Below are 21,964 nucleotides of genomic sequence, written 5' to 3' on the forward strand. Positions count from 1 at the left end.
AGCAATGTAAAGCAATGTAAAGCAATAACTTACAATAAAGTGCAATTAGATACTGCGTAGGAAAGTGCGTAGGTTTTACCTGCGCACTAACCTACGCACTAGAATGAAAAAAACCATCCTTGGTCATGTGAATACGACCTACTCTCTTCCGAAAGTAAAGTCCTCTAGCAACCACCTTTGACTCCCCAAAATCAAGCTTTAGGAGCTACACTTACCCATTCGACACCCTTTCTAACATCAATTAAGCAGCTTACAGCCATATTGTAAGCTGCGTTCGTCCATCCAGCGCTAAAACCCTAGTACCCATTATTAGCTCTGCTTAGAAATTGCTGCAAGGCTACAAATCAGAAATATTTCTATATCTAAAACGTTATAGCTGAAGTAGTGTTTATGTCACTTATTGCTGATGCGTTATGAAATCGATGATTTAGAAGAAGGATAACTGTTTATTAAAATAAATTAACTGGTAAAGTCGGGAGGATATATTTATTTTTGCATGGTGGAATAAATTCAGAAGGACTATTCCAGATGAGGATTATGGCAAAGTATGCTGCCCAAGGATTGTCAAAATCATACCGTTACTACCTAAAGAGATGACTTGCTACGACGGGTTGTTTTTTGGAACTTAGACATAATAATGGTTCTGTAAATAACCAACTAAGTCAAGGTATTGGAAGAATCTTATACTGTTTATAATAGCTTTTCAACGAATGACACGCAATTCGTGGTGCGATGTGATGGGCGAAGAACTAGATGATCGGTTTGCGATCAGCGAGACCACGTATGATTATGAGCAAGAAAAATTAGAAGAGGAGGCAACTTAATGAATAATAAGATATTAACTCTCACTATGCTAGGAATTGTGCTTAGCTCTGCAGCTCATGCTCACCATAGAACTTCTGTTTATGATAAGACTACCGAAGAACCTGACTTCTATGGTGGAGGTGTTGATCTAAGTTATAAAGTTATTGGATCAAAAAAATTTTATAACTTTCAATTAGATTTAAGAAAAGACGAGGCTGTTACAAAAGACATCGAAAACACCAAAACAACAGGGTTAAGAAGTTATCTGTTGTATGAAGATGGTAAAATTGTGATAGATGAATCTATTGAATTTCCTTACTTCATTAAAAGTAATGGTAACCGACTGCCGTCGCATTCAATGGGTAAAAGTTTAGTTTCATACGTCACTGGTCATGCAATCTGTGAAGGGTATATTGATAGTGTAGATGTTAAATTAGATGATTGGCCCACTATAAAAAACACGTTATATGAAGGGCAATCATTAATTGATCTTTTGAATATGACAGCAGGCGATCAAAACTATACTGGCCACAGATTATATGAATCAGATAATCGTATAAAGATAAATGGGATTAAACAAAACGTCAATACCATTCCATTAAAACAAGTAATGGCTTCAAATGAAATGCAGAATTCCACTAGGGCTAGACCAATTTATAATTATAATGCTCTAACAACTAATACCATTATGAACTATGTAATTTATAAAACAGGCGATGATTGGGAGCCATTATTGCACAAGGTCTTTACCCAACACGTTAAGGTTAAAGAAGAGGTTCACTTTCTTAAGATTCCAGATAAGTCTCTAATACGATCTAACCTACCAAACACTGGTGTTGGTACTAAAGAACTAGGAAGATATAGTTTTTATGCCACAAGGTATGATTACCTAAGAATAGCAAAGACTATGATGGATGACTGGAATAATGACACTTGTGCCGGTAAGTATCTAAAGGCAATGTATGAACAAAGAATTGACAAAGACCATAAGAATAAAGATCGTGGCTGGGCAAGAGATAATGCTTCTCGAACACACTATACAAAATCATATGGTGGACAGTTTCACTTTGATTTGATTGGGTTGCCCAATCAGGGTCGCGACAGAAAAATCTTAACTATGAGTGGGTTTGCAGGTCAAAATATACATATTGACTTTGACTCTGAAAGAATAATAGTAATCAACACGTCAGATAATCATATCAATTGGCGTGGACATGCCCACAAACATTTAAGGAAAAGCAAATGATATTTTACTCAGACCAATTTTTATAAGGAAACCAGGAAAGCGGAGTGTTCAGAAAGCCAGATTCCTACTCACTGCGTAGGAAAGTGCGTACTAGACATTGTTACCAGTGTTATGTCACTGATATATAAGGAGAATAAAAAGTGGCGGAACGGACGGGACTCGAACCCGCGACCCCCGGCGTGACAGGCCGGTATTCTAACCAGCTGAACTACCGCTCCGCATTATATTACTTCTCCCAACGTACACTTGGTGGGTGATGACGGGTTCGAACCGCCGACCCTCTGCGTGTAAAGCAGATGCTCTCCCAACTGAGCTAATCACCCAACGTACTAAGTGCTATTTATTTTCTATTTTAAGCCAAGTTCAAGGGTGGCTTAAGAAAATAAATGGCGGAACGGACGGGACTCGAACCCGCGACCCCCGGCGTGACAGGCCGGTATTCTAACCAGCTGAACTACCGCTCCGCATTTCCCGCTAACAAACCGTGTTCGGTGTTGCCTTTAGGAGATGCGCATTGTAAAGATTTCTTCAGCCGTGTCAAATGTTTAGGCGAAAAAAAGCAATATTTCTTTATACTGGTTAAAAACCATACAGCTTTATTAATAAATATGCACCAACGCCATATTACTTGGAACCTAACACCATATGTAATAGTCTTAGTTGCGTAAACTAATGCCTTCTTGCCGAATACCATGTTAAGGATCTGCCCATGAAACCACTACTCATTGCTTTATATTTAAGTTTGAGCGTTTTAGTTGCTGGCTGTGCCGTTAGCCCTCAAACGATTACCATAGTCCCTCAAACAAACCTTTCTGGGCCTTTTTATGGGCAAGGGCGAACTCTGACCATTGAGGTAGAAGATCGTCGCGCTAGCAGTGTTTTAGGCAGCCGTGGTGGAGTCTACGAAAGCTCGAGTGTCATCACCATTGCCAACGATATCAATGCTGCCCTGCGACTCGCTGCACAATCGTCTGCAGCCCAGTTAGGATTTGATGGGTCTAGTTCCGCTGCACCGGCACAACTCACTCTGGTGCTTGAAGAACTCAATTATGAGACTGTCACAAAAAGCCTCATCCACACCATCAGTCTAAACGCTAAAATCACCCTCATTACTACAGTTGGTGGGAGCAGCCATACGGGCCATTATCAAACTGAGAACAGTCATCAATTTTCACAGTTGCCCGATGCCCAAAAGAATCAACAAATCATCAATGAAGTGCTCAGTACCACTCTTGAACGAGGCTTTAGTGACATCAGCTTGGCCAACTTTTTGGCCAAGAATTAAGCTTCACGTCTAGGCTTAACTTTTTAACGTTTTATGGCCTAGATGGATTATGCTTTTTTAAAATCTAAGGCCACAGAGTTAATACAATAGCGCAGACCAGTGACTGGGGGGCCATCTGGAAATACATGACCCAAGTGAGCCCCACAATCATCACACATGACTTCAGTGCGCCTCATACCGCTGCTTACGTCTACTTCTTCTTTAATGGCGGGGCCATGGGTAGGGGCACTAAAACTAGGCCAACCACAACCTGCATCAAATTTAGACTGGCTTGAAAATAACTCTGCACCACAACAGTGACAATGATAATGGCCATTCTCAAAGTGCTGATCATAGGCCCCTGTATAAGGCCTTTCAGTGCCTTTTTGACGACACACTGCAAAAGCTTCAGGGCTTAATTCCTTTTGCCATTGCGCTTCAGTCTTAGCAGGCCCTGACTTACTATTGTGATTATCGGCCATGATGGTATTCCTTTTAAGTGGGTAAATAGTGGATAGATAGTATCTAAAAGTTGCTGAATAGTTGTTACATCGTTACTGCATTGTTGCTTGATCGTTGCTAGTGGTCAAATAATACTGTTTGATGACGCCTTTATAGGTTTATAAAGAAATTTTTTCACGTAAGATAAGATATTATTATCAAATTAGTCTTGAGATCACCTGTATGAGCATGATACGCAAATCACAAAAATTGATAAACGTATGTTATGACATTCGTGGCCCAGTGCTGGAAGAAGCCAAGCGCCTAGAAGATGAAGGCAGCCGCATTATTAAACTGAATATTGGCAACCCTGCTCCTTTCGGTTTTGAGGCACCAGAAGAAATTGTGCAGGATGTGATTTTAAATCTGCCTAATGCCCAAGGTTACTGCGATTCTAAAGGCCTATTTGCGGCTCGTAAAGCCGTTATGCACGAAAGTCAGCGAAAGAACATCAAGAACGTCACCATAGAAGATATTTATATCGGTAATGGTGTTAGCGAACTCATTGTTATGGCCATGCAGGGGCTCTTAAACGAAGCTGATGAAATGCTCATCCCGGCTCCCGATTACCCTCTTTGGACCGCTGCCACATCTTTATCTGGTGGCACACCTGTGCATTATCGCTGTGATGAGGACAATGGCTGGCAACCCGACCTTGAAGATATGGCTGCCAAAATTACTGATCGCACGCGCGGCATTGTGGTGATTAACCCTAACAATCCCACCGGCGCCGTTTATGACCAAACCACCCTCGAAGCCATTATTGAATTAGCACGCCAACATAATCTAATTATTTTTGCTGATGAAATTTACGATAAAATTCTCTATGACGACGCTAAATTTATCCCTATGGCAAGCTTAGCTGATGACGTCTTGTTTATGAGCTTTAATGGTCTATCAAAAACCTATCGCGCTGCTGGCTTTCGTTCTGGCTGGTTAGTACTATCCGGTGCCAAACTTAAAGCCAAAGACTACATTCAGGGCCTCGACATGCTCGCCAGCATGCGCCTGTGCTCTAACGTGCCCAGCCAGTATGCAATTCAGACTGCTCTGGGTGGTTATCAAAGTATTCAAGAGTTAATTTGCGATGGCGGCCGATTGAAGCGCCAACGCGATATGGCTTGGCAAATGTTAGATGCCCTACCTGGCGTCAGTTGTCATAAACCAGAGGGCGCCTTGTATCTATTTCCCCGTTTAGACCCAGAAGTCTACGCTATTCAAAGTGATGAACAATTTGCCTTTGATCTATTGTCACAACAAAAGGTTTTAGTGGTTCAAGGCAGTGGTTTTAATTTACCTGACAGTCAACACTTTCGTATTGTATTTTTACCCTATGAAGAGCAACTCATTGAAGCGGTTGGTCGCATTGCAACCTTCTTAGGAACGCTGCGCAACTGATACTCAGACTGGGGTTAATTACTTAGCGACGCTGGCCTGTTGTGGATCACCTAAAGGGTAAAGTACGAGATCATGAAAACCACAAATGACTGGCACCAAGCCTGCCATTTCTTGATCTAATTGTGGGTCACCCGAATCCACCAACAATGGGCGTCCTTGCAGGGCTTTGAGTTTGGTTTTAGTGGCCACGATGTGAATATTAATCAAACCTAATTGTTTGATTAATGGCGCACTGAGTTGTTGATTACCACGGCCTAATATGTGCCCCTGCCCCCCAATTAAGGTAATAAAAAGTTGGCTTGCATGATGCTCGGTTAAAGTGAGCAATTGTTGGGCTGTCACATCACTAGCAATCACCTGCCCATCTTCAACTACGTCAACTCCCAAAAGACTATTGGCTAGGCCTAAATAATCCATTACCGCCGCAATCGTTGAGCCAGAGCCCATGATATATCGGATTCCAGGGTCCATGAGTTCTTCGATATGAGCGGCGATGTCATCAAGCACTAGGGCTTCAACCTCTTTAGACCCAGGCTTTGCACTGTCCTTGGTGGCCTGCATGTACTGATGTGACTCTGGCACTTGTAGTTCACCGTAATACCGGGCTTTTACTCGACCTGCACGAAACTCCTGTTCATCGATGTCGCGCACTTCTTGGCTGCGTAAGCTCACCAACTCACCCTTTATTAACTGAGCAATCACCTGCCCTGCTGCCATGGGAGTAATGCCATAGACTCCAGAGTGAATTTTTACTCCAGCTGGGATGCCCACCACAGGCACTTGGTCACCAATTGCTGACAGTAAATCTCTGGCTGTGCCATCTCCACCCACAAAAACCAGCAAGTCGACCCCTCGTGTTAACAACATTTGCGCTGCTGATATAGTATCTGCAGCGCTTGAAGGCTGAGTTTTAGCTTTACCAACCACCTCGGTCTTCAAACCTGCGGACAAGGCGCAGTTGGCTCCCATGTCACCGGCAAAGGCATACACACACACGTCTAAATCGGCTACCTCGGCTAAGGCCTGCAGACAGCGTGCGTTGGCTTTGGGAACGGCCCCAAGAGCAAGAGCTTCAGAGGCTACGTCATCACTCCCTTTTAAAGCCACACTGCCACCCAATCCAGCCAAGGGGTTAATGATTAAACCAATGTTAAACGTCATTTAATGTATCTCTTGTTCAATACTAAAACCCAAACCGTGCATCATGTCTTCGCTCTCAGCATGAGTGATTCCCTGCAGTGTGAGGCTGGAAAATTCACGCCTCACTGGATAATTTTTGCGCAGTAGATCAAAGTCATCACCTCGACGCATGCGTGTGTCGTCTTGCATTAACGGATAAACATGGCTGCACGCAAGAGCGAGTATCTCTTGCGCGCTTGTATCTGCTTTGATGAATAACTCGGCTAGGTCTGGCTTTGGTATTAAGGGGCCTAACTTGTGTTTAACTTCAATACCAAAATGTTCACACAAAGCCTGATAAATCATATTGGTACCACGCATTTTTCCTTCTAAAGAATGGCCTGCTATATGCGGTGTCACACAATGGGAATAGTCAAATAAACTTTTGTCTATGTGAGGTTCGTGATGCCAAACATCCAAAAATAAATGTAAATCATGCAGCTGTTGCTGACGTACCAAAAGCGCCTGCTGATCAACCACTTCACCTCGTCCAGCGCTAATCAATACGGTTCCTTTAGCTAAATTTTTGATGCGTTCTTGGTGCAGCAAGTTTTCTGTGGCATGCACACCCGTTTTAGTCAGTGGCGTATGCAAACACACAATTTGGCATCGACCTAGCAACTCATCTAACTCAACAAAACCTTGGTGCCCTGCATCCACTTTGGGGGGATCACATTGAAGTATGCTAAAACCTGCCTTTTGTAAACGCTCAGCCAAACGGCTACCCACATTACCCGCCCCCACAATGCCAATCGTTTGTTGTCGAGGATCAATGCCAAGAGTTTGCCAAGCATGGTTAATACAAGCGATCACATAGTCCCCAACTCCAGCTGCATTGCAGCCAGGCGCATTGCGCCACACAATATTGTTAGCGTCCATATAGTCTATGGCTAAGTGGTCTGTGCCTATGGTACAAGTACCCACAAACTTAACCTTGCTATGCTCTAATAAAGCGGGGGTCACTTTGGCCGTTGAGCGCAAAACCAATGCATCGGCTTGGGCTACTTGCAGGGCACTAATTGAACGGCCGTTGATCCTCGTAATGTGGGCTATGTCGCCAAATAATTCATCAAGTAACAAAATATTTTCATCAGCTACTAAGTTGATTTTAATCATTAATTCAGTCCTAGTTGGGCAGCAAGACACGCAGGCTTTGGTCTTGCAAAGCGCTCGCATGCCACAGGTTCAGGTTTATGATGCTGCCATCAGTGTCCATCGCTGGATAATCTATCTTAAGACGATGGCAAAAGTCTGCTACTTTTGGGTGGCTCCAACGAAACAGGGTTTGATCATATTCTTTGCCTACCAATTGTGGAATTTCATAGTGACCATTTAACTCGCGCTGACGCTGAACCTCAAGCAAGATAATGGCGGCTGCTGCCGAAACATTAAACGATTGCACCATGCCAAGCATGGGGATCACAACTTGATGATCAGAAGCTTTCACGGCTGTGGGGCTTACACCATGCATTTCTGCACCCAATATTAAAGCTGTGGGCTGGGTGTAATCCAATGTGCGGTAATCAACAGCTTGATCACTAAAGTGGGCTGAAACTATCTGCATGCCCTTTTGCCTAGCCGTGTTCAGCGCACTGTCAATATGCTCATGGGCCACTACATTGACCCATTGTTGACTACCTAGGGCAGTGCCCTTGTGGGCCCCAGCCTTTCCCTTTGCTGCGACCACATGGGCATTGTGAATACCCACTGCATCACAGGTGCGCACGAGCGCTGCAATATTTTGAGCTTTATTCACTTGATCCGTAATGATGGTCAAATCTAGCTGACGGGAGGCTAACGTGGCTTTATATTTTGCCAAACGAGCAGGGGTCATAGTTTTCCAACAAAAGGGTTATTTATAAGCTGCCAATGATACCAATTTATTGCTTAGATTTGTTACACTGCGAACACCATAAAGGTTTATATTACGATTCACTACCCAATCAATGACACAAAACGACGCACGACCTATTATTGCTTACCAAGGCCATCAAGGTGCTTATTCACACTTATCTTGCCAGCGGGTGTTTCCCAACTACATAGCCAAAGCCTGCATGACCTTTAGCGACGCTATGGCCATGGTAGAGCGAGGCGCTGCTCAGATTGCGATGATCCCTGTTGAAAACTCTACCGCAGGCCGTGTGGAGGAAATTTATCGCCAATTACCCCACACATCCTTGTACATTATTGGTGAGCATTACGAACCCGTTAATCATTGTTTGGTAGCTTTTAAAAACACGTCCTTAGAGCAGATAAAAACGGTGGGGTCGCACCCGCAAGCTTTAGCTCAATGTGGCAAACGCCTGACCCAGCTTGGCATACTCCCCATAGCCACATTAGACACTGCCGGGGCTGCCCTTGAAGTCAGTCAAAAAGGTGACCCTAGCCATGGTGCTATTGCATCTAGCTTAGCTGCAGAACTTTATAATTTAGACATTTTGCAGGAATATTTCCAAGATGTTAAAGGCAACACCACCCGATTTCTAATATTATCGCTTGAACATACGATTCCTAAACAAGTGATGCACCAAAAATACATCACTTCGTTTTTGTTCACGGTACGCAATATGCCATCGGCTTTATACAAAGCCATGGGAGGCTTAGCCACTAACAATGTCAATCTAATCAAGCTAGAAAGCTACACCCCAGATGGACGCATGGTAGCCACGCAATTTCATATCGATGCTGAAGCTCACCCCAACGATGCCAACATGATTCTAGCTATGGATGAACTGGCCTATTTTGCCAAGGACATTCGCATGCTCGGCACTTACGCTGCCAGTGATTATCGTTACCTTGATGTTGAACTTCGCTAACCAAGGCTCGTTGAGTCCTAATCCATAAGTTTGGCAGCTATTGACACCCAACTATCCAATACCAGGAACCCAACCTATGTCCCAATCAATGAAAGTACTTTATGCACTAGGCCTTATTCTGCTTTTTGTTGCAGGTCTAATGCTAGCCAAATATAACCCTTGGACAGAGCAAAATAACGCAAATTTAGGTTATGCAAATTTAGGTGGGGATTTTGTTTTAGAAAGTAATACTGGACCGGTCAAGCTGCAAGATTTTCGCGGCCAGATGGTGCTCATGTATTTTGGCTTTACTTCATGTCCAGAGGTATGCCCCACTGCCTTGTCTTCTATGGCGGCTAGCATGCGTCAATTAACACCCAGTCAAGAAGCTCAAATCCAACCTTTGTTTGTTAGTGTCGATCCAGAACGAGATAGCCTAGATAACTTAGCGAAATATAGTCGTTACTTTCACCCGCGCATGCTTGGTCTTACGGGGGACATCAAAACCCTTGATCAGTTAGTAAAAAACTACGCCGCATATTACAGTTACATCCCCTTAGAAAACTCAGCCTTAACCTACACCGTTGATCACACATCCCGCATCTATTTTATTGGCCGCGAAGGTGAACTAATCAGCACCATCGCCCACAACACATCAGTGGATGATATTGCAGCCTTAGTCAAGCAACATTTTTAAGCTGTTTTCTTTTCTAAGCTGCTTTCTTTAACGCGATAGGCTCAAGTAATGGTAGGCCTTTCGAACTTAACCTCTTCGTCAGGCCAATATAGGTGTTCAAGCAACACCTGCCCACCATAGGTTTGTTTTAACTGCGCTAACCATAATCCGGCTTGGGGCGGCAAGCCATGGCTAAAAAAAGATCGGGCCTGACTTGACACGGCCAACCGAAAGGCTAAGTCATCAGATGTTCCAGCTGTGAGGTTGTCGGCGCTGGCCACAAAAACTTGTCGACTAGCCAAACTGAATAACCACTCCAGTGCTTGGGGTTTGATTTCTACTTTTTCAAATTCTTTTTGCTGTTGCTTGCTGCGGCCATCTGGCTGATACCAATAGCCAAAGTCTTCAAGTAAGCGCCGGGCATCTCCAGCAACACACCAATGGGATATTTCATGTAACGCACTGGCAAAATGACCATGGGCGAAGACAATTTGATGATGGGCTCGATGGCGATTGGCCGGTTCATAAACAGGCTGATCTAGTTCACCTTGTCGGCCATCACATACAGCACACACTAACTGCGTATTGTATGATGCTGTGAACAAATCATTAAATAGATCAATAACCTTTTGACACTGACATGGGCTGGATTTGGGCATGAGTTAAGCGTGGCCGAAGACATAGAAAAGCGGTATTATAGCCCATCTTTTTTTCCGCCAAAACTTTGGTTTTTTTTAATGCCCCAGTCAATGAGTCACACCTATAGTTTAGCAGCCATGGGCCAAGAATTACGCCAATTCTTGCGTCTGGGTACTCCCATCCTTATAGCTGAAGTACTGCATATGAGTGCCAGTTTTGTTGATACAGTCATGGCAGGTCGCTATAGTTCAGCCGACTTAGCGGCTGTGGCAGTCGGCTCAAGCATGTTATTTCCTGTGTTGATTTTAATGATGGGGGTTATTATGGCTACAACCCCTACAGTTGCTCAGTATTTTGGTGCCAAAAAAATTACTTTAATCGGTCCTTTTGTACAGCAATCCTTGTGGCTGGCTACTATTTTAGGCTGTTTGGCAGTGGGATTATTATATGCTTTAGACCCATTATTTGATTGGCTAGACATCCAAGACCCCATCAAAGGTATCGGCTTAGATTATTTACATGCAGCGGCCCTAAGCTTGCCTGCTGTGGCCATTATGCAAAGTTTACGCAGTTTTAGTGAAGGTTTAGGTATTACTAAGCCGATGGTGTATTTTAGTTTGTTAGGCTTATTGATCAATATCCCTATGAACTATATTTTTATCTACGGAAAGTTTGGTGTGCCCGAAATGGGAGGAGTTGGATGTGGCTGGGCCACTGCTTTAAGCATGTGGGCCAGCGTTATTGGCATGGCTATTTATGTATATGCCAAACCTGTTTATCACCAGTGTGCCATGTTCACTCAATTCGATTGGCCACAACTGAAAACCCAAATGAGTATTTTAAAGGTGGGATTACCTATTGGGTTTTCTATTTTTATTGAAGCCACCATGTTCGCTATAGTCGCACTATTATTAGCGCCTTTAGGCGCTGACATTGTCGCTGCACATCAGCTCGTCCTCAACTTTGCAAGTATATGTTTTATTCTGCCACTCAGTATTGGTATGGCACTGACAATACGTGTAGGCCATGGTATCGGTGGCAACCTACCCGACCAGGTAAAACGTTCCGTGTTAGTTGGATTTAGCCTAGCCTTAGGCCTATCAAGTCTCACTTGTTTGGTGATGCTCATACTGCCCATCACTTTAGCGAGTATTTATACCACTGAGCCTTTGGTGCTCGACATCGCTGCGAGCTTATTTATTTTTGCTGCTTTATTTCAATTTTCTGATGCTTTTCAGATTGCAGCCAATGGCGCATTGCGTGGTTTTAAAGACACCGCCAAACCGTTACTACTTATTTTTATCTCATACTGGCTCATTGGCTTACCCTTAGGTTATTTATTGGGGATGACAGATCTAATTTACCCCATAATGGGTGCTGCTGGCTTTTGGATTGGTATTATTTTTGGCCTCAGTATAGCAGCCGTTCTATTATGTCTGCGTCTTTGGCGGGTGCTGCGTAAACCATTTCCGCAACCACACTAGGTTGAATTATCAGTGCGCGCCACTAGATAACTTAGACAGATTTTAAAAGTAACCCTTAGCAAGCATAATGCTACTGAGTTTTAGTGAAAAATCACGTATCATAGCTGCTACTAAACTAATGAAGAGACGACCATGAGCGAACTAACTCACGCTGTAACAGATGCCACCTTTGACCTAGATGTAGCCAATGCCGATGTCCCAGTATTACTCGACTTTTGGGCACCTTGGTGTGGCCCATGCAAAATGATTGCGCCCATTTTAGAAGACGTTGCCGCCGAGTTTGGAGGCAGTGTTAAGGTTTGCAAGATCAATGTTGACGAAAATAGTGAGATCGCTGCGCGTTTTGGTGTGCGTGGCATCCCTACTTTGATGTTGTTTAACAACGGTGAGGTTGCAGGCACTAAAGTTGGTGCTTTAGCAAAATCTGATTTGCTAGCATTTATTTCTGATAACACTTAAGCAGTTTATCTGCGGTATAAAAAAACCGAGCCATGCTCGGTTTTTTTAATGCTGATGAAAGCTCTGTGGAAAGCTAGCTATGTATTGCTATTCTTTTTCAGCAATAATTCTAATTTACTGGCCATTCGCTGTCCTTCATTCAAGCCATCAAATGGGCTAGGCGCTTTTTCAATTTTGGCCTCAGGCTTAGGCGCTTTTGGTTTCACATTTTGCTTGGGCCTTGTGGCAGCCTGATCTGGGCGCTTTTTAACGCTGGGTCTTGGCTTGCGGGGCGCTGGTAACTTAGTTAATGCATGTGCTGCTTCATCCGCAGTCACGGCGCCGTCTGCTTCACCTAATAAGTTAATGCGCGGTGCACCATCAGTTTGAGATTTTAAATAACCAAAAGCACGCACATAACTTGCCAAGCCTCGTTTAATCTTGGTCTGGCTTAACTTCGCATCAGCAATTAACTCTTCCTGAATACCAATTTTAAGGGGCCTAGGTTTCGCAAAAGAGAATGTCTGCGGGTATGTTTCACATATCAACTCAACCGCTGCACGATTGGCCGCCCGACTTTTGGCTTTTTTACGTTCCGCCGTACTTATCTCAGGTGCAGTGACTGCTGGAGCAATCGCTTCAGGGGCCTCTGATTCAGTAGAAATTGATACAACTTCCTTAGGCTCTGCCACTGTTGAGTTCACAGTTTCTGAAGATTCGGTCATTGTGGGGGTAACAGATGCTTTTGTATTCGGTAGTTCGCTAGTGCTGGTCATATAGTCTTGCATTCAATTTTTGGTAAACGTCTGGCTTCAGATTTCTCAAGTTGCTGCTCAAGTTAATGCTCTCATGTTAGAACTCCTAGTACTGATGTACTTGCTGCAGAAATCTTTGCTAATTCTTTGCTAATTCTTTATTACACCATGAAAACGATTCTATGAAAGCCTGTCATTTACCCCGATGACCCATTGTTAGCTTCACTTGGGTCTAGTAACTGGGCTTAGTAACTAGGTTTAGTAACTAGGTTTAGTAACTAGGTTTAGTAACTGGGATTCGTCAATGACATTCTTTATGGTTAAACATGAGTCTTTTCATTACGTTGAACATTGTACCTATTGATTGGCAGAAGGGCCATATATTTGAGCATTTTACCCAAACTTACGCCAATGGCTTGCAGACACCAGTTATTTTTGCCTATACTCTTAATACCTAAGTTAAACATTGTCGTACCCTTTTCTTCGTCATAGTCAGTTTTCTTAGAGGATATTGTGATGTCCACTGTCAGCCCCTCCGCCAAGGTCATAGACCTTTTTAGCGGCCAAGAATATCAAACTCAACATCATCCAAAGGTGGTGCGTCTAGCACCAGAGCTAGATGGCTTTGAGGTGCTTTACTCCAATCAACATGGCCACCCAAAGGTGGGACAAGAATTATTTTCAGTTAATATCTTATTCTGGGCTTTATTGGATAATGGTGCTTTTGTCGGCATGATCCCTTGGTTTGATGAGCTCATTATTTGCACTGATCTAAACTGCCCTAGCAAAGGTTTTTTCCAGGGATACTATGATCCTGGACTCGATCAAATTATCCCACAAGTCCCAGACCACAAATGTATTGAGTTAATTACGGCAGCAGATTACTTTGATTTTGAAGTGGACGATACGTTATTTGTGGTGCAAGAACTGGCCGACACCTGTGGCAGCCACGCAGTCTTCACCGCTGATAATTTTGATAACTTTTCAATGACAGAAGTATTTAGCTGGCGTTTGTACAGTGATGGCTGCATTCAAGCGCAAATGATTGACCATGAGCAGGTCACCCATTGGCCCGTGCTCATTGGTGACAGTTGTTTAGTGGCCTGTGATGAGGCCCCAGACTTTGTGAACTTTTTTCAGTACCGCGTGGCTATTAATATTAAAGAAAAAGATGCAGATACAATGGCTGTCTTAGAACAGCTCAAGTCAGACCTCTAATCAACTATGGACTGCGTGCGTAATTAGCACTCCTCCATGGACTCTCTAGTGGAGGTTTGTAGGCTTTGCATGGCCTTGAGCCAACTTGAGACTGGCCAGTGATCTGGGTTGCTTAGATCGTCTTCTGAGTGGCTTGTAATGAGCTGACCAGCTTGTGTTTGTGGCTTCGTGATCACGCTAAAATCAGATTCACCCTGCAATTGAATCCAAGCCGACCAATCGCCCTTTTGCAGCAACAATAATATATGCTGCGCCTCTGGAGATAGAAACTCTTGTTGGACTAGCAGATTTTCAATCTCGACCCAAGTGAGTCTAGAAATATCATCGAACCGGGTATTAGCCAGCTGTTTCAGAATGGCTTGAGTCAAGTGTTTTGCAGCAGCTAACAAATGATCAATAATGGCATACTGATAGGCCATTCTCTGGGGCCTTTGGCGCCAGTATTGGGGATCATCCATATCACCATAGTTTGCCAATAAGTCATCCCACAAGCTCTTACTAAACGCCAGCCGATGCTGACTGGCTTTTAACCATGGGTCTTGAACAGCCATGCTATTTTTTAGCTGCTACTTTTTTAGGTGCTTTTTTTACAACTTTTTTTGCCGTTTTTTTAGCGGCTACTTTTTTGGCTGGTACTTCTTCCATCCATTTACCACTCACATACATTGCCCGCCAGCCAGAAGCTTTTTTGTCAACTTCAGACATGACATATTGCTCCTTGGTTTTGCGGCTATACCGAACAATAGAAGGGTTGCCTAAATGGTCCTTGACTGGAGCTGAAAGTAAAAAGCTGTATTTTGGGTCTAACACTGCCTTATAGGGAAGAATTTCAGCAACTAATGGTGCGCGAGTTTCACGATTTTTAGGAAACTTACTGGCCGCCAGAAATAATCCTGCAGCGCCATCACGTAAAATATAATGATCATCCACTTTTTCACATGCTAATTCAGGCATCGGAATGGGATCCATTTTTGGCGGTGCCGCTTCACCACTGCGCAATAGTTTGCGGGTGTTTTTACATTCGCCATTGGAACAATCAAAGTATTTGCCAAAACGCCCTGTTTTCAGGTGCATGTCTGCTTCACATTTGTCACACTGAATTAGTGGGCCATCATAGCCTTTGATACGGTACTCTCCGGCTTCTATTTCAAAGCCACTGCAATCTGGATTGTTACCACACACATGCAGTTTGCGCTTGGCATCAATTAAGTAGCCATCCATTGCAGTATCACAAACTTTACAGCGATGTTTTTTAATGAGTAAACGTGATTCTGCTTCATCATCAGCATCCACAGCCACCACTTCATCACCTGATACCAAATTTATGGTTTCTTTGCAGCGTTCTTTAGGTGCCAATGCATACCCTGAACAGCCTAAAAATACGCCAGTCGATGCGGTGCGAATATTCATTGCTTTGCTGCAACTAGGGCACTTTATATCAGTTAGGGTGGGCGTGTTGGCACGCATACCATCTTCTGCTTCAGCAATACTCAATTTGCGGGTAAAGGCCTTATAAAATACATTCAGCAGGCGCTTCCACTCCGTTTCACCACGAGCCACGCTGTCTAACCGCTTTTCCATGGTGGCAGTGAATGAGTAGTCCATCAAATCTGAAAAGTTTTCTTGTAATCGGTCCGTCACAATATCACCCATCTTTTCTGCATAGAAACGGCGATTTTGAACCATGACATAACCACGGTCCTGGATGGTTGAAATGATACTTGCATAGGTCGATGGGCGGCCAATGCCCTGCTTCTCGAGCTCTTTAACCAAGCTAGCCTCAGAGAAACGTGGCGCAGATTTGGTAAAGTGCTGGCTAGGTGTTAGCTGTTTGAGGGTAAGTAGGTCCCCTTGATTCACATCAGGTAAGATTAAATCTTCATCTTTTTTGCTGACACTCGGTTGCACTCTGGAATAACCATCAAAGCGCATAATACGACCACGGGTGCGCAGACTAAAGTCACCAGCTTCGACCACGATGGTGGTACTGGTGAATTGGGCAGGTAGCATTTGGCATGCCACAAATTGGCGCCAGATAAGCTCGTACAGGCGCTCTGAGTCGCGCTCCATATTACTTAACTGTGCGGCTTTCATTGCCACTTCCGAGGGGCGTATGGCCTCGTGGGCCTCTTGTGCACCGTCTTTACTCGAGTAGGTGATAGGATGTGCGGGGATGTATTCTTTGCCGTAACTCTTAACGATAAAGTCTCGGCATTTTCCCACGGCATCTTTGCTCAAGTTAGTTGAGTCGGTGCGCATGTAGGTAATGTAACCTGCTTCATAAAGTCTTTGGGCCAACATCATGGTCTTTTTCACACCAAAACCCAGGCGCGTACTGGCTGCTTGCTGCAAGGTCGAAGTAATATAGGGGGCTGAAGGCTTACTTGATGTCGCCTTGTCCTGACGCTGCTGCACGACAAAGGTTTGTTTTTCTAGCAAAGCCACAGCAGCATCACTTTGCTGTTGATTAACCGGTTTGTATTCGTTACCTTGCTGTTTATGCACTTGCAGCATCAAGGGCTTATTATCGCTGCTAATGGCATCAGCTTTAAGTTCCCAGTATTCATCGGGCACAAAAGCACGTATCACTCGTTCCCGTTCCACCACTAGTTTTACCGCCACCGATTGCACTCTGCCTGCAGATAAGCCACGGGCAAGTTTAGCCCATAGCAAAGGTGACACCATAAAGCCCACAACTCGATCCAAAAAACGTCGCGCTTGTTGGGCGTTGACGTGATCCATATCTAATTTCCCAGGATCAGCAAAAGCCGCCTGAATCGCAGTTTTAGTAATCTCGTTAAATACAACCCGCTGATAACGACTTTGATCGCCACCAATGGCTTCACGCAAATGCCAAGCGATGGCCTCACCTTCTCTATCCAAATCCGTTGCCAGATAAATAGTGTCAGCATCTTTGGCCAAACGACGCAATTCTTCGACTACTTTTTCTTTACCCGGTAGAATTTGATAATCAGCCCGCCAATCGTTTTCGGGGTCAATACCCATGCGCCTGACCAGTTGCTGTCGACCTCTGGCTTGTTTATAAATGACTTTGTCATCAGGCTCCATTTTACGAACTTTGGCAGCTTCTAGGGCTCGTGTCTTTGGGTCTGAGCTGCCTGGAGGGGACTTAGTGGGTAAGTCGCGTATATGCCCAACACTCGACTTTACAATAAAATCTGCACCAAGATATTTATTGATCGTTTTGGCTTTAGCGGGTGATTCTACGATAACGAGGGACTTACCCATGCAGTTTGATTCCAATAATTACGTATTCACCGCATCCATCGCGGTAGCGTTAAGGCGCCTAAGTTTAGGCACATATCTGAGAAGGTCAAGCATTTGTTCAACAACCTATTCTTTAAAATTCCATTTTTCGCAGTAAAAAGCAAGCTAAATTGCAACCCATAATCACAAAAGACTGCATTAGCAGTCTTTTGAATTTATTAAAGTTTATAGAAATGCGCTTTAAAGTCGTTCAAATATGGTTGCAATACCTTGGCCCATACCGATGCACATAGTGGCTAAACCAAATTGAGCATCTTGTTTTTTCATACGAGTTAAGCAGCTCACAGAAATTCGGGTGCCTGAGCAACCTAAAGGGTGTCCTAAGGCTATGGCACCCCCATGTAAATTGACCTTTTCATCCATTTTATCAATTAACTTAAGATCTTTTAACACGGGCAAAGCCTGTGCAGCAAAAGCTTCGTTAAGTTCTACGACATCAATATCCTCTATACCCAGACCAGCGCGTTTTAAAACTTTTTTAGTAGCAGGCACAGGACCATAACCCATAACTGAAGGGTCACACCCTGCCACGGCCATGGCTTTAATGCGCACTAGCGGTGTAAGACCCAGCGCCATAGCCTTAGCACCTGACATTAACAACATAGCCGAAGCGCCATCAGCAAGAGCCGAAGACGTGGCCGCCGTCACAGTGCCATGTTTAGGGTCAAATACAGGGCATAAGTTAGCTAAAGACTGTAGATTAGTATCTGGACGAATAACTTCATCTCGACACACTTTAATCAGCCGACCGGTCCCATCATGACCTTCTATGGGAATAATTTCACCGTCAAAGTCACCATTTTCGGCAGCAGCATGAGCTAATCTGTGCGATCGGACCGCAAATTCGTCTTGCATCTCCCGACTAATACCATGCACTTTACCCAATAACTCTGCCGTTAGGCCCATCATCATGGCCGCTTTTGCAACATGCTTACTGCCCGCAGGATTGATGTCCACGCCATGATCCATGGCCACGTGACCCATGTGCTCTACGCCACCAACAACGAAAAAATCCCCATTATCGGTCGCAATAGCCTGCGCTGCTGTGTGCAATGCAGCCATAGAAGAACCACACAAACGGTTTACTGTTTGTGCTGCAACAGTATGCGGAATAACACTTAACAAAGCCGCATTTCGGGCCACGTTGAAACCTTGTTCCAGAGTTTGGTTGACACAGCCCCAGATAACATCTTCCACTTGGGCTGGGTTAAGTTCTGGATTCCGGGCAAAGAGACCATCAATCACTGCTGCAGATAAGTTTTCTGCACGCACATTTCTAAAGGCACCACCTTTGCAGCGGCCCATGGCAGAACGAGCCCCATCGACTACCACAATGTCATTGGCTTGTAATTGCATGTTTTTCTCCGAATTTAGTTAGCAGGTTGCAACTTGCCATAGAAAGTTTCACCTTGAGCGGCCATGGTGCGCATTTGCGCAGGCACTAGATAGAGTGGACTCACACTCGCTAAGACATCCGCCTTTTCACAAAAGGTTTGCAAGCTAATGGTGTCCATGTATTTTAAGGCGCCACCAAGAAAGGGTGGAAATCCAATACCATAAATTAAAGCCAAGTCAGCTTCTGCAGGTGTGGCAATAATATTTTCTTCTAAGCAACGAGCAACTTCTAAGCATAAAGGAATCATCATATAGTCGATAATTTGCTCATCGCTTAGGGTCACTGCATTAGTGCAAAGACCTGCTAGTTTGGCACTCAAAGATTCGTCCAAGTGTTTTTGTAAACGCCCTTTTTTATCTTTTTCATAGGTATAAAAACCCAATTTATTTTTCTGACCATAACGTTGTTCTTTAAACATTAAATCTACAGCCGCCTCCCCCTGCCCAGCCATTCGATCTGGGAAGCCCTCTGCCATGACAGCTTGGCAATGATGCGCTGTATCAATGCCCACCACATCGAGCAAATAGGCAGGGCCCATAGGCCAGCCAAACCGTTCCATAAGCTTATCAATGTGAACAAAATCAATGCCCTGCTCTAATAAAATGCCAAAGCCGCCAAAGTAGGGAAACAACACGCGGTTAACAAAGAAGCCAGGGCAGTCATTGACCACAATGGGCTTTTTCCCAATGGCGTTGGCGTAGGCCACTGTGGTAGCGATAGTTTCATCGCTTGTCTTGGTTCCACGAATGACTTCAACTAAGGGCATTTTATGAACTGGATTAAAAAAGTGCATGCCACAAAAACGATTTGGATGTTTGAGGCTTTGAGCCAAAAGATCAATTGAAATAGTAGAAGTGTTAGAGGTGATCACCGCACTGTCCTTAACGTGACCTTCAACTTCAGACAGCACCATACCTTTAACCTTTGGATTTTCCACCACCGCTTCAACTACCAAATCAACCTGAGTCACATCGGCATAATTTAAGGTTGGACGAATGTTGTTAAGTACTTTAGCCATTTGAGCAGGCTTCATCTGACCTCGACTAATGTGCTTTTGTAAAATGTCTGTGGCCTCATCCAAACCCAACTGAATGGCTGCCTCAGTAATGTCTTTCATGACAATGGGGACACCTTTAAAAGCTGACTGATAGGCAATACCACCACCCATAATACCAGCCCCCAAGACAGCCACTTGTTCAACTTTGGCAGCCTTAGGCGCTAAGTCTTTAACAGTGCGTTTAAGGTACTGATCAGCAAGAAAAATGCCGACTAGATTGGCAGCCACTGGCGTTTGCGCCATTTTTGCAAAACCTTTAGCTTCCGCAGCTAGGGCTTTGTCACGAGACATACCAGCATGTTTTTGTATGGTTTTAATGGCTGCCATTGGACTGGGGTAATGAGGACCCGCTTTAGCTGCAACAAAACCCTTGGCAGTTTCGAAAGCCATCATTTGTTCCATCGGTCCCAAACTTAGTTTGGCCATCTTAACAGCGCGCTTAGTTTTATAGTCAAGGTCACCAGCAATGCATTGGTTAAGTAAATGCGCGCCTGCCTCTAATAATTCATCAACGGCGACAACGGCGTCTACTGCACCATCTTTAAGAGCCATGGCTGATTTCTTTTCCTGGCCACCACAGATCCATTCAATGGCATTATCTAACCCAATCAGTCGAGGTAAGCGCACGGTTCCTCCCCAGCCAGGGAAAATACCTAATTTAACCTCAGGTAAACCTACCTTGGCGTCGCTCACCATAATGCGATAGTCAGTGCTTAAACATACTTCAAAACCACCCCCAAGAGCTAAACCATTGATCAAGGATACGGTTGGTATGGGGAGGTCTTCAAGGGCACTGAAGGTTGCATTGACCTGCATGTTTGCATCAATGAGTTCTTGTTCTTCAGTGTTAAAAAAGTGCAAAAACTCAGTAATATCTGCTCCAACGATAAAACTCGACTTAGCACTCGTCAGCATTAGGCCTTTGACACTGCTAGCATCGGTGAGAACACTGATCGCTTGTTGTAATTCAACCAATGTCGCCGCATTGAGTTTGTTAACCGACTGATCTTTAAGGTCAAAGGTTAGCTTAGCTAACTGATGGTCGTGCATTTGCACGTGAATGGCTTTACCTGCATAGATCATGCACGGTCTCCTTGGCTATAATTAACGGGACGTTGAAACCGCTGAAAAGAAATTTGCATACGTTTATTTGAAACTTTGATGTCACTTTAAACCAGCTTGGGTCAAAGTCAACCATGACTCTAGAACCACAAAATAACGTCGAGGTTCTAGAAGCTATCCATGACTAATGCTTTTAAAACCTGTTCTAAGTTGTCGAGCTGCTCTGGCGTCGCTCGTTCATGCCAATAGGCTTGTGCTCCAATGGGTGTTACACCCAAGGCATAGACATCATCAGGCAACTGTTCAATGAGGTGGGCTAAATGGCTCAACTGCTCAGACTTGAGGGCACCTTCACCGCCATTCCAGCACCATCCTTGAGGCAAACCTTGGGTATTAAGTCCCGCCGCTTTAAATATTTCCCAAGTCACCTTTTTTAAGGCATTCATGCCTCCAGCTCGATTTTGGTTTTTTGATCGAGGCAAGCCATAGCTAGTGGCTAAAAAACTATCAGGAGTCATCTCACCCTGTTCTCTTGGCCCTTGGAGCTTACCCACTTTAACCTTCAAGCCCTTGGTCATCGCCAGTTGGCGTATTTTAGCTTGCGCTCGCTGTGAGGCTGTAGGCATGACCCACGCCACCGATCCAATAAGAGAACAGCAGACTAAGACCACGATGATAAACTTAATTTCCACAACAACTCCATTGACTAAATAATAACAACTAACGAATAATGTCCCTTAAACCTTGCAGTGATATCATGTCAT

General features: G+C 44.3%; 20 protein-coding genes and 3 tRNA genes. 8 read left to right on the forward strand and 15 right to left on the reverse strand.

Annotation, left to right across the window (positions count from 1 at the left end; genetic code table 11):
• The first annotated feature begins 823 nt into the window (after positions 1-823).
• On the forward strand, positions 824-2,050 hold the full coding sequence (locus ABXT59_RS08195) for a hypothetical protein (protein ID WP_443635449.1): 1,227 nt from the start codon (positions 824-826) through the stop codon (positions 2,048-2,050).
• 141 nt (positions 2,051-2,191) lie between these two features.
• Here ABXT59_RS08195 and ABXT59_RS08200 read toward each other — a convergent pair.
• From ABXT59_RS08200 to ABXT59_RS08210, 3 genes are all read right to left on the reverse strand, one after another.
• Positions 2,192-2,268, reverse strand: a tRNA-Asp gene (locus tag ABXT59_RS08200).
• Between the two features lie 29 nt (positions 2,269-2,297).
• Positions 2,298-2,373: transfer RNA gene (locus ABXT59_RS08205), tRNA-Val, on the reverse strand.
• 64 nt (positions 2,374-2,437) lie between these two features.
• Positions 2,438-2,514 (reverse strand) — tRNA-Asp (locus ABXT59_RS08210).
• Between the two features lie 245 nt (positions 2,515-2,759).
• Here ABXT59_RS08210 and ABXT59_RS08215 point away from each other — a divergent pair.
• The gene (locus ABXT59_RS08215) at positions 2,760-3,335 is read left to right on the forward strand and encodes a YajG family lipoprotein (RefSeq protein ID WP_443635450.1); all 576 of its coding nucleotides are present in this window, start codon (positions 2,760-2,762) and stop codon (positions 3,333-3,335) included.
• A 47-nt stretch (positions 3,336-3,382) separates the two neighbouring features.
• On the opposite strand, the gene msrB is transcribed toward ABXT59_RS08215, so the two are convergent.
• Positions 3,383-3,796 (reverse strand): peptide-methionine (R)-S-oxide reductase MsrB, encoded by a 414-nt coding sequence (gene msrB / locus ABXT59_RS08220; protein ID WP_443635452.1) that lies wholly within the window; start codon positions 3,794-3,796, stop codon positions 3,383-3,385.
• A gap of 202 nt (positions 3,797-3,998) precedes the next feature.
• Here msrB and ABXT59_RS08225 point away from each other — a divergent pair, with 202 nt between their 5' ends.
• The gene (locus tag ABXT59_RS08225) at positions 3,999-5,213 is read left to right on the forward strand and encodes a pyridoxal phosphate-dependent aminotransferase (RefSeq protein ID WP_443635454.1); all 1,215 of its coding nucleotides are present in this window, start codon (positions 3,999-4,001) and stop codon (positions 5,211-5,213) included.
• A gap of 18 nt (positions 5,214-5,231) precedes the next feature.
• Here the strand turns inward: ABXT59_RS08225 and ABXT59_RS08230 are convergent, their stop codons facing one another.
• From ABXT59_RS08230 to trmH, 3 genes are read right to left on the reverse strand one after another with little or no spacing between them, the layout of a single operon-like run.
• Complete coding sequence (locus ABXT59_RS08230) at positions 5,232-6,374, reverse strand: ATP-NAD kinase family protein (RefSeq protein WP_443635456.1); 1,143 nt, start codon at positions 6,372-6,374, stop codon at positions 5,232-5,234.
• Positions 6,375-7,508, reverse strand: a complete 1,134-nt coding sequence (locus ABXT59_RS08235) for a 4-phosphoerythronate dehydrogenase (RefSeq protein WP_443635457.1) — start codon at positions 7,506-7,508, stop codon at positions 6,375-6,377. It abuts the gene before it with no gap.
• 10 nt (positions 7,509-7,518) lie between these two features.
• Positions 7,519-8,226, reverse strand: coding sequence for a tRNA (guanosine(18)-2'-O)-methyltransferase TrmH (gene trmH, locus ABXT59_RS08240; protein WP_443635459.1), 708 nt, complete (start codon positions 8,224-8,226; stop codon positions 7,519-7,521).
• Positions 8,227-8,338: 112 nt separating this feature from the next.
• On the opposite strand from trmH, the gene ABXT59_RS08245 reads away from it, so the two are divergent.
• Together ABXT59_RS08245 and ABXT59_RS08250 are read left to right on the forward strand one after the other, a co-directional pair.
• Positions 8,339-9,208, forward strand: a complete 870-nt coding sequence (locus tag ABXT59_RS08245; protein ID WP_443635460.1) for a prephenate dehydratase — start codon at positions 8,339-8,341, stop codon at positions 9,206-9,208.
• Positions 9,209-9,284: 76 nt separating this feature from the next.
• Positions 9,285-9,884 (forward strand): SCO family protein, encoded by a 600-nt coding sequence (locus ABXT59_RS08250; protein WP_443635462.1) that lies wholly within the window; start codon positions 9,285-9,287, stop codon positions 9,882-9,884.
• Positions 9,885-9,925: 41 nt separating this feature from the next.
• Here ABXT59_RS08250 and ABXT59_RS08255 read toward each other — a convergent pair whose 3' ends face one another.
• Positions 9,926-10,522: an elongation factor P hydroxylase gene (locus ABXT59_RS08255; RefSeq protein WP_443635463.1), complete on the reverse strand. Its 597-nt coding sequence runs from the start codon at positions 10,520-10,522 to the stop codon at positions 9,926-9,928.
• A gap of 78 nt (positions 10,523-10,600) precedes the next feature.
• On the opposite strand from ABXT59_RS08255, the gene ABXT59_RS08260 reads away from it, so the two are divergent.
• Positions 10,601-11,986 (forward strand): MATE family efflux transporter, encoded by a 1,386-nt coding sequence (locus ABXT59_RS08260; RefSeq protein ID WP_443635465.1) that lies wholly within the window; start codon positions 10,601-10,603, stop codon positions 11,984-11,986.
• Between the two features lie 132 nt (positions 11,987-12,118).
• Positions 12,119-12,445, forward strand: a complete 327-nt coding sequence (trxA, locus tag ABXT59_RS08265; protein WP_443635467.1) for a thioredoxin — start codon at positions 12,119-12,121, stop codon at positions 12,443-12,445.
• Positions 12,446-12,522: 77 nt separating this feature from the next.
• On the opposite strand, the gene ABXT59_RS08270 is transcribed toward trxA, so the two are convergent.
• Together ABXT59_RS08270 and ABXT59_RS08275 are read right to left on the reverse strand one after the other, a co-directional pair.
• Entirely contained in the window at positions 12,523-13,200 is a 678-nt protein-coding gene (locus tag ABXT59_RS08270) for a ProQ/FINO family protein (protein ID WP_443635469.1), read from the reverse strand.
• A 299-nt stretch (positions 13,201-13,499) separates the two neighbouring features.
• The gene (locus ABXT59_RS08275; RefSeq protein ID WP_443635470.1) at positions 13,500-13,703 is read right to left on the reverse strand and encodes a hypothetical protein; all 204 of its coding nucleotides are present in this window, start codon (positions 13,701-13,703) and stop codon (positions 13,500-13,502) included.
• On the opposite strand from ABXT59_RS08275, the gene ABXT59_RS08280 reads away from it, so the two are divergent.
• The gene (locus ABXT59_RS08280; RefSeq protein ID WP_443635472.1) at positions 13,696-14,397 is read left to right on the forward strand and encodes a hypothetical protein; all 702 of its coding nucleotides are present in this window, start codon (positions 13,696-13,698) and stop codon (positions 14,395-14,397) included. The two genes, ABXT59_RS08275 and ABXT59_RS08280, sit on opposite strands and share 8 nt — an antisense overlap.
• 23 nt (positions 14,398-14,420) lie before the next feature.
• Here ABXT59_RS08280 and ABXT59_RS08285 read toward each other — a convergent pair whose 3' ends face one another.
• From ABXT59_RS08285 to ABXT59_RS08305, 5 genes are all read right to left on the reverse strand, one after another.
• Complete coding sequence (locus tag ABXT59_RS08285) at positions 14,421-14,948, reverse strand: hypothetical protein (RefSeq protein WP_443635473.1); 528 nt, start codon at positions 14,946-14,948, stop codon at positions 14,421-14,423.
• Between the two features lies 1 nt (position 14,949).
• Complete coding sequence (gene topA / locus ABXT59_RS08290) at positions 14,950-17,646, reverse strand: type I DNA topoisomerase (protein ID WP_443635475.1); 2,697 nt, start codon at positions 17,644-17,646, stop codon at positions 14,950-14,952.
• Positions 17,647-17,865: 219 nt separating this feature from the next.
• On the reverse strand, positions 17,866-19,041 hold the full coding sequence (gene fadA / locus ABXT59_RS08295) for an acetyl-CoA C-acyltransferase FadA (protein WP_443635476.1): 1,176 nt from the start codon (positions 19,039-19,041) through the stop codon (positions 17,866-17,868).
• Between the two features lie 14 nt (positions 19,042-19,055).
• Entirely contained in the window at positions 19,056-21,221 is a 2,166-nt protein-coding gene (gene fadB, locus ABXT59_RS08300; RefSeq protein WP_443635478.1) for a fatty acid oxidation complex subunit alpha FadB, read from the reverse strand.
• A 146-nt stretch (positions 21,222-21,367) separates the two neighbouring features.
• Complete coding sequence (locus ABXT59_RS08305) at positions 21,368-21,826, reverse strand: hypothetical protein (protein ID WP_443635479.1); 459 nt, start codon at positions 21,824-21,826, stop codon at positions 21,368-21,370.
• Positions 21,827-21,964: the final 138 nt, after the last annotated feature.

It is taken from the genome of Candidatus Njordibacter sp. Uisw_058, from assembly GCF_047730065.1.
Taxonomy (GTDB): domain Bacteria; phylum Pseudomonadota; class Gammaproteobacteria; order Pseudomonadales; family Balneatricaceae; genus Njordibacter.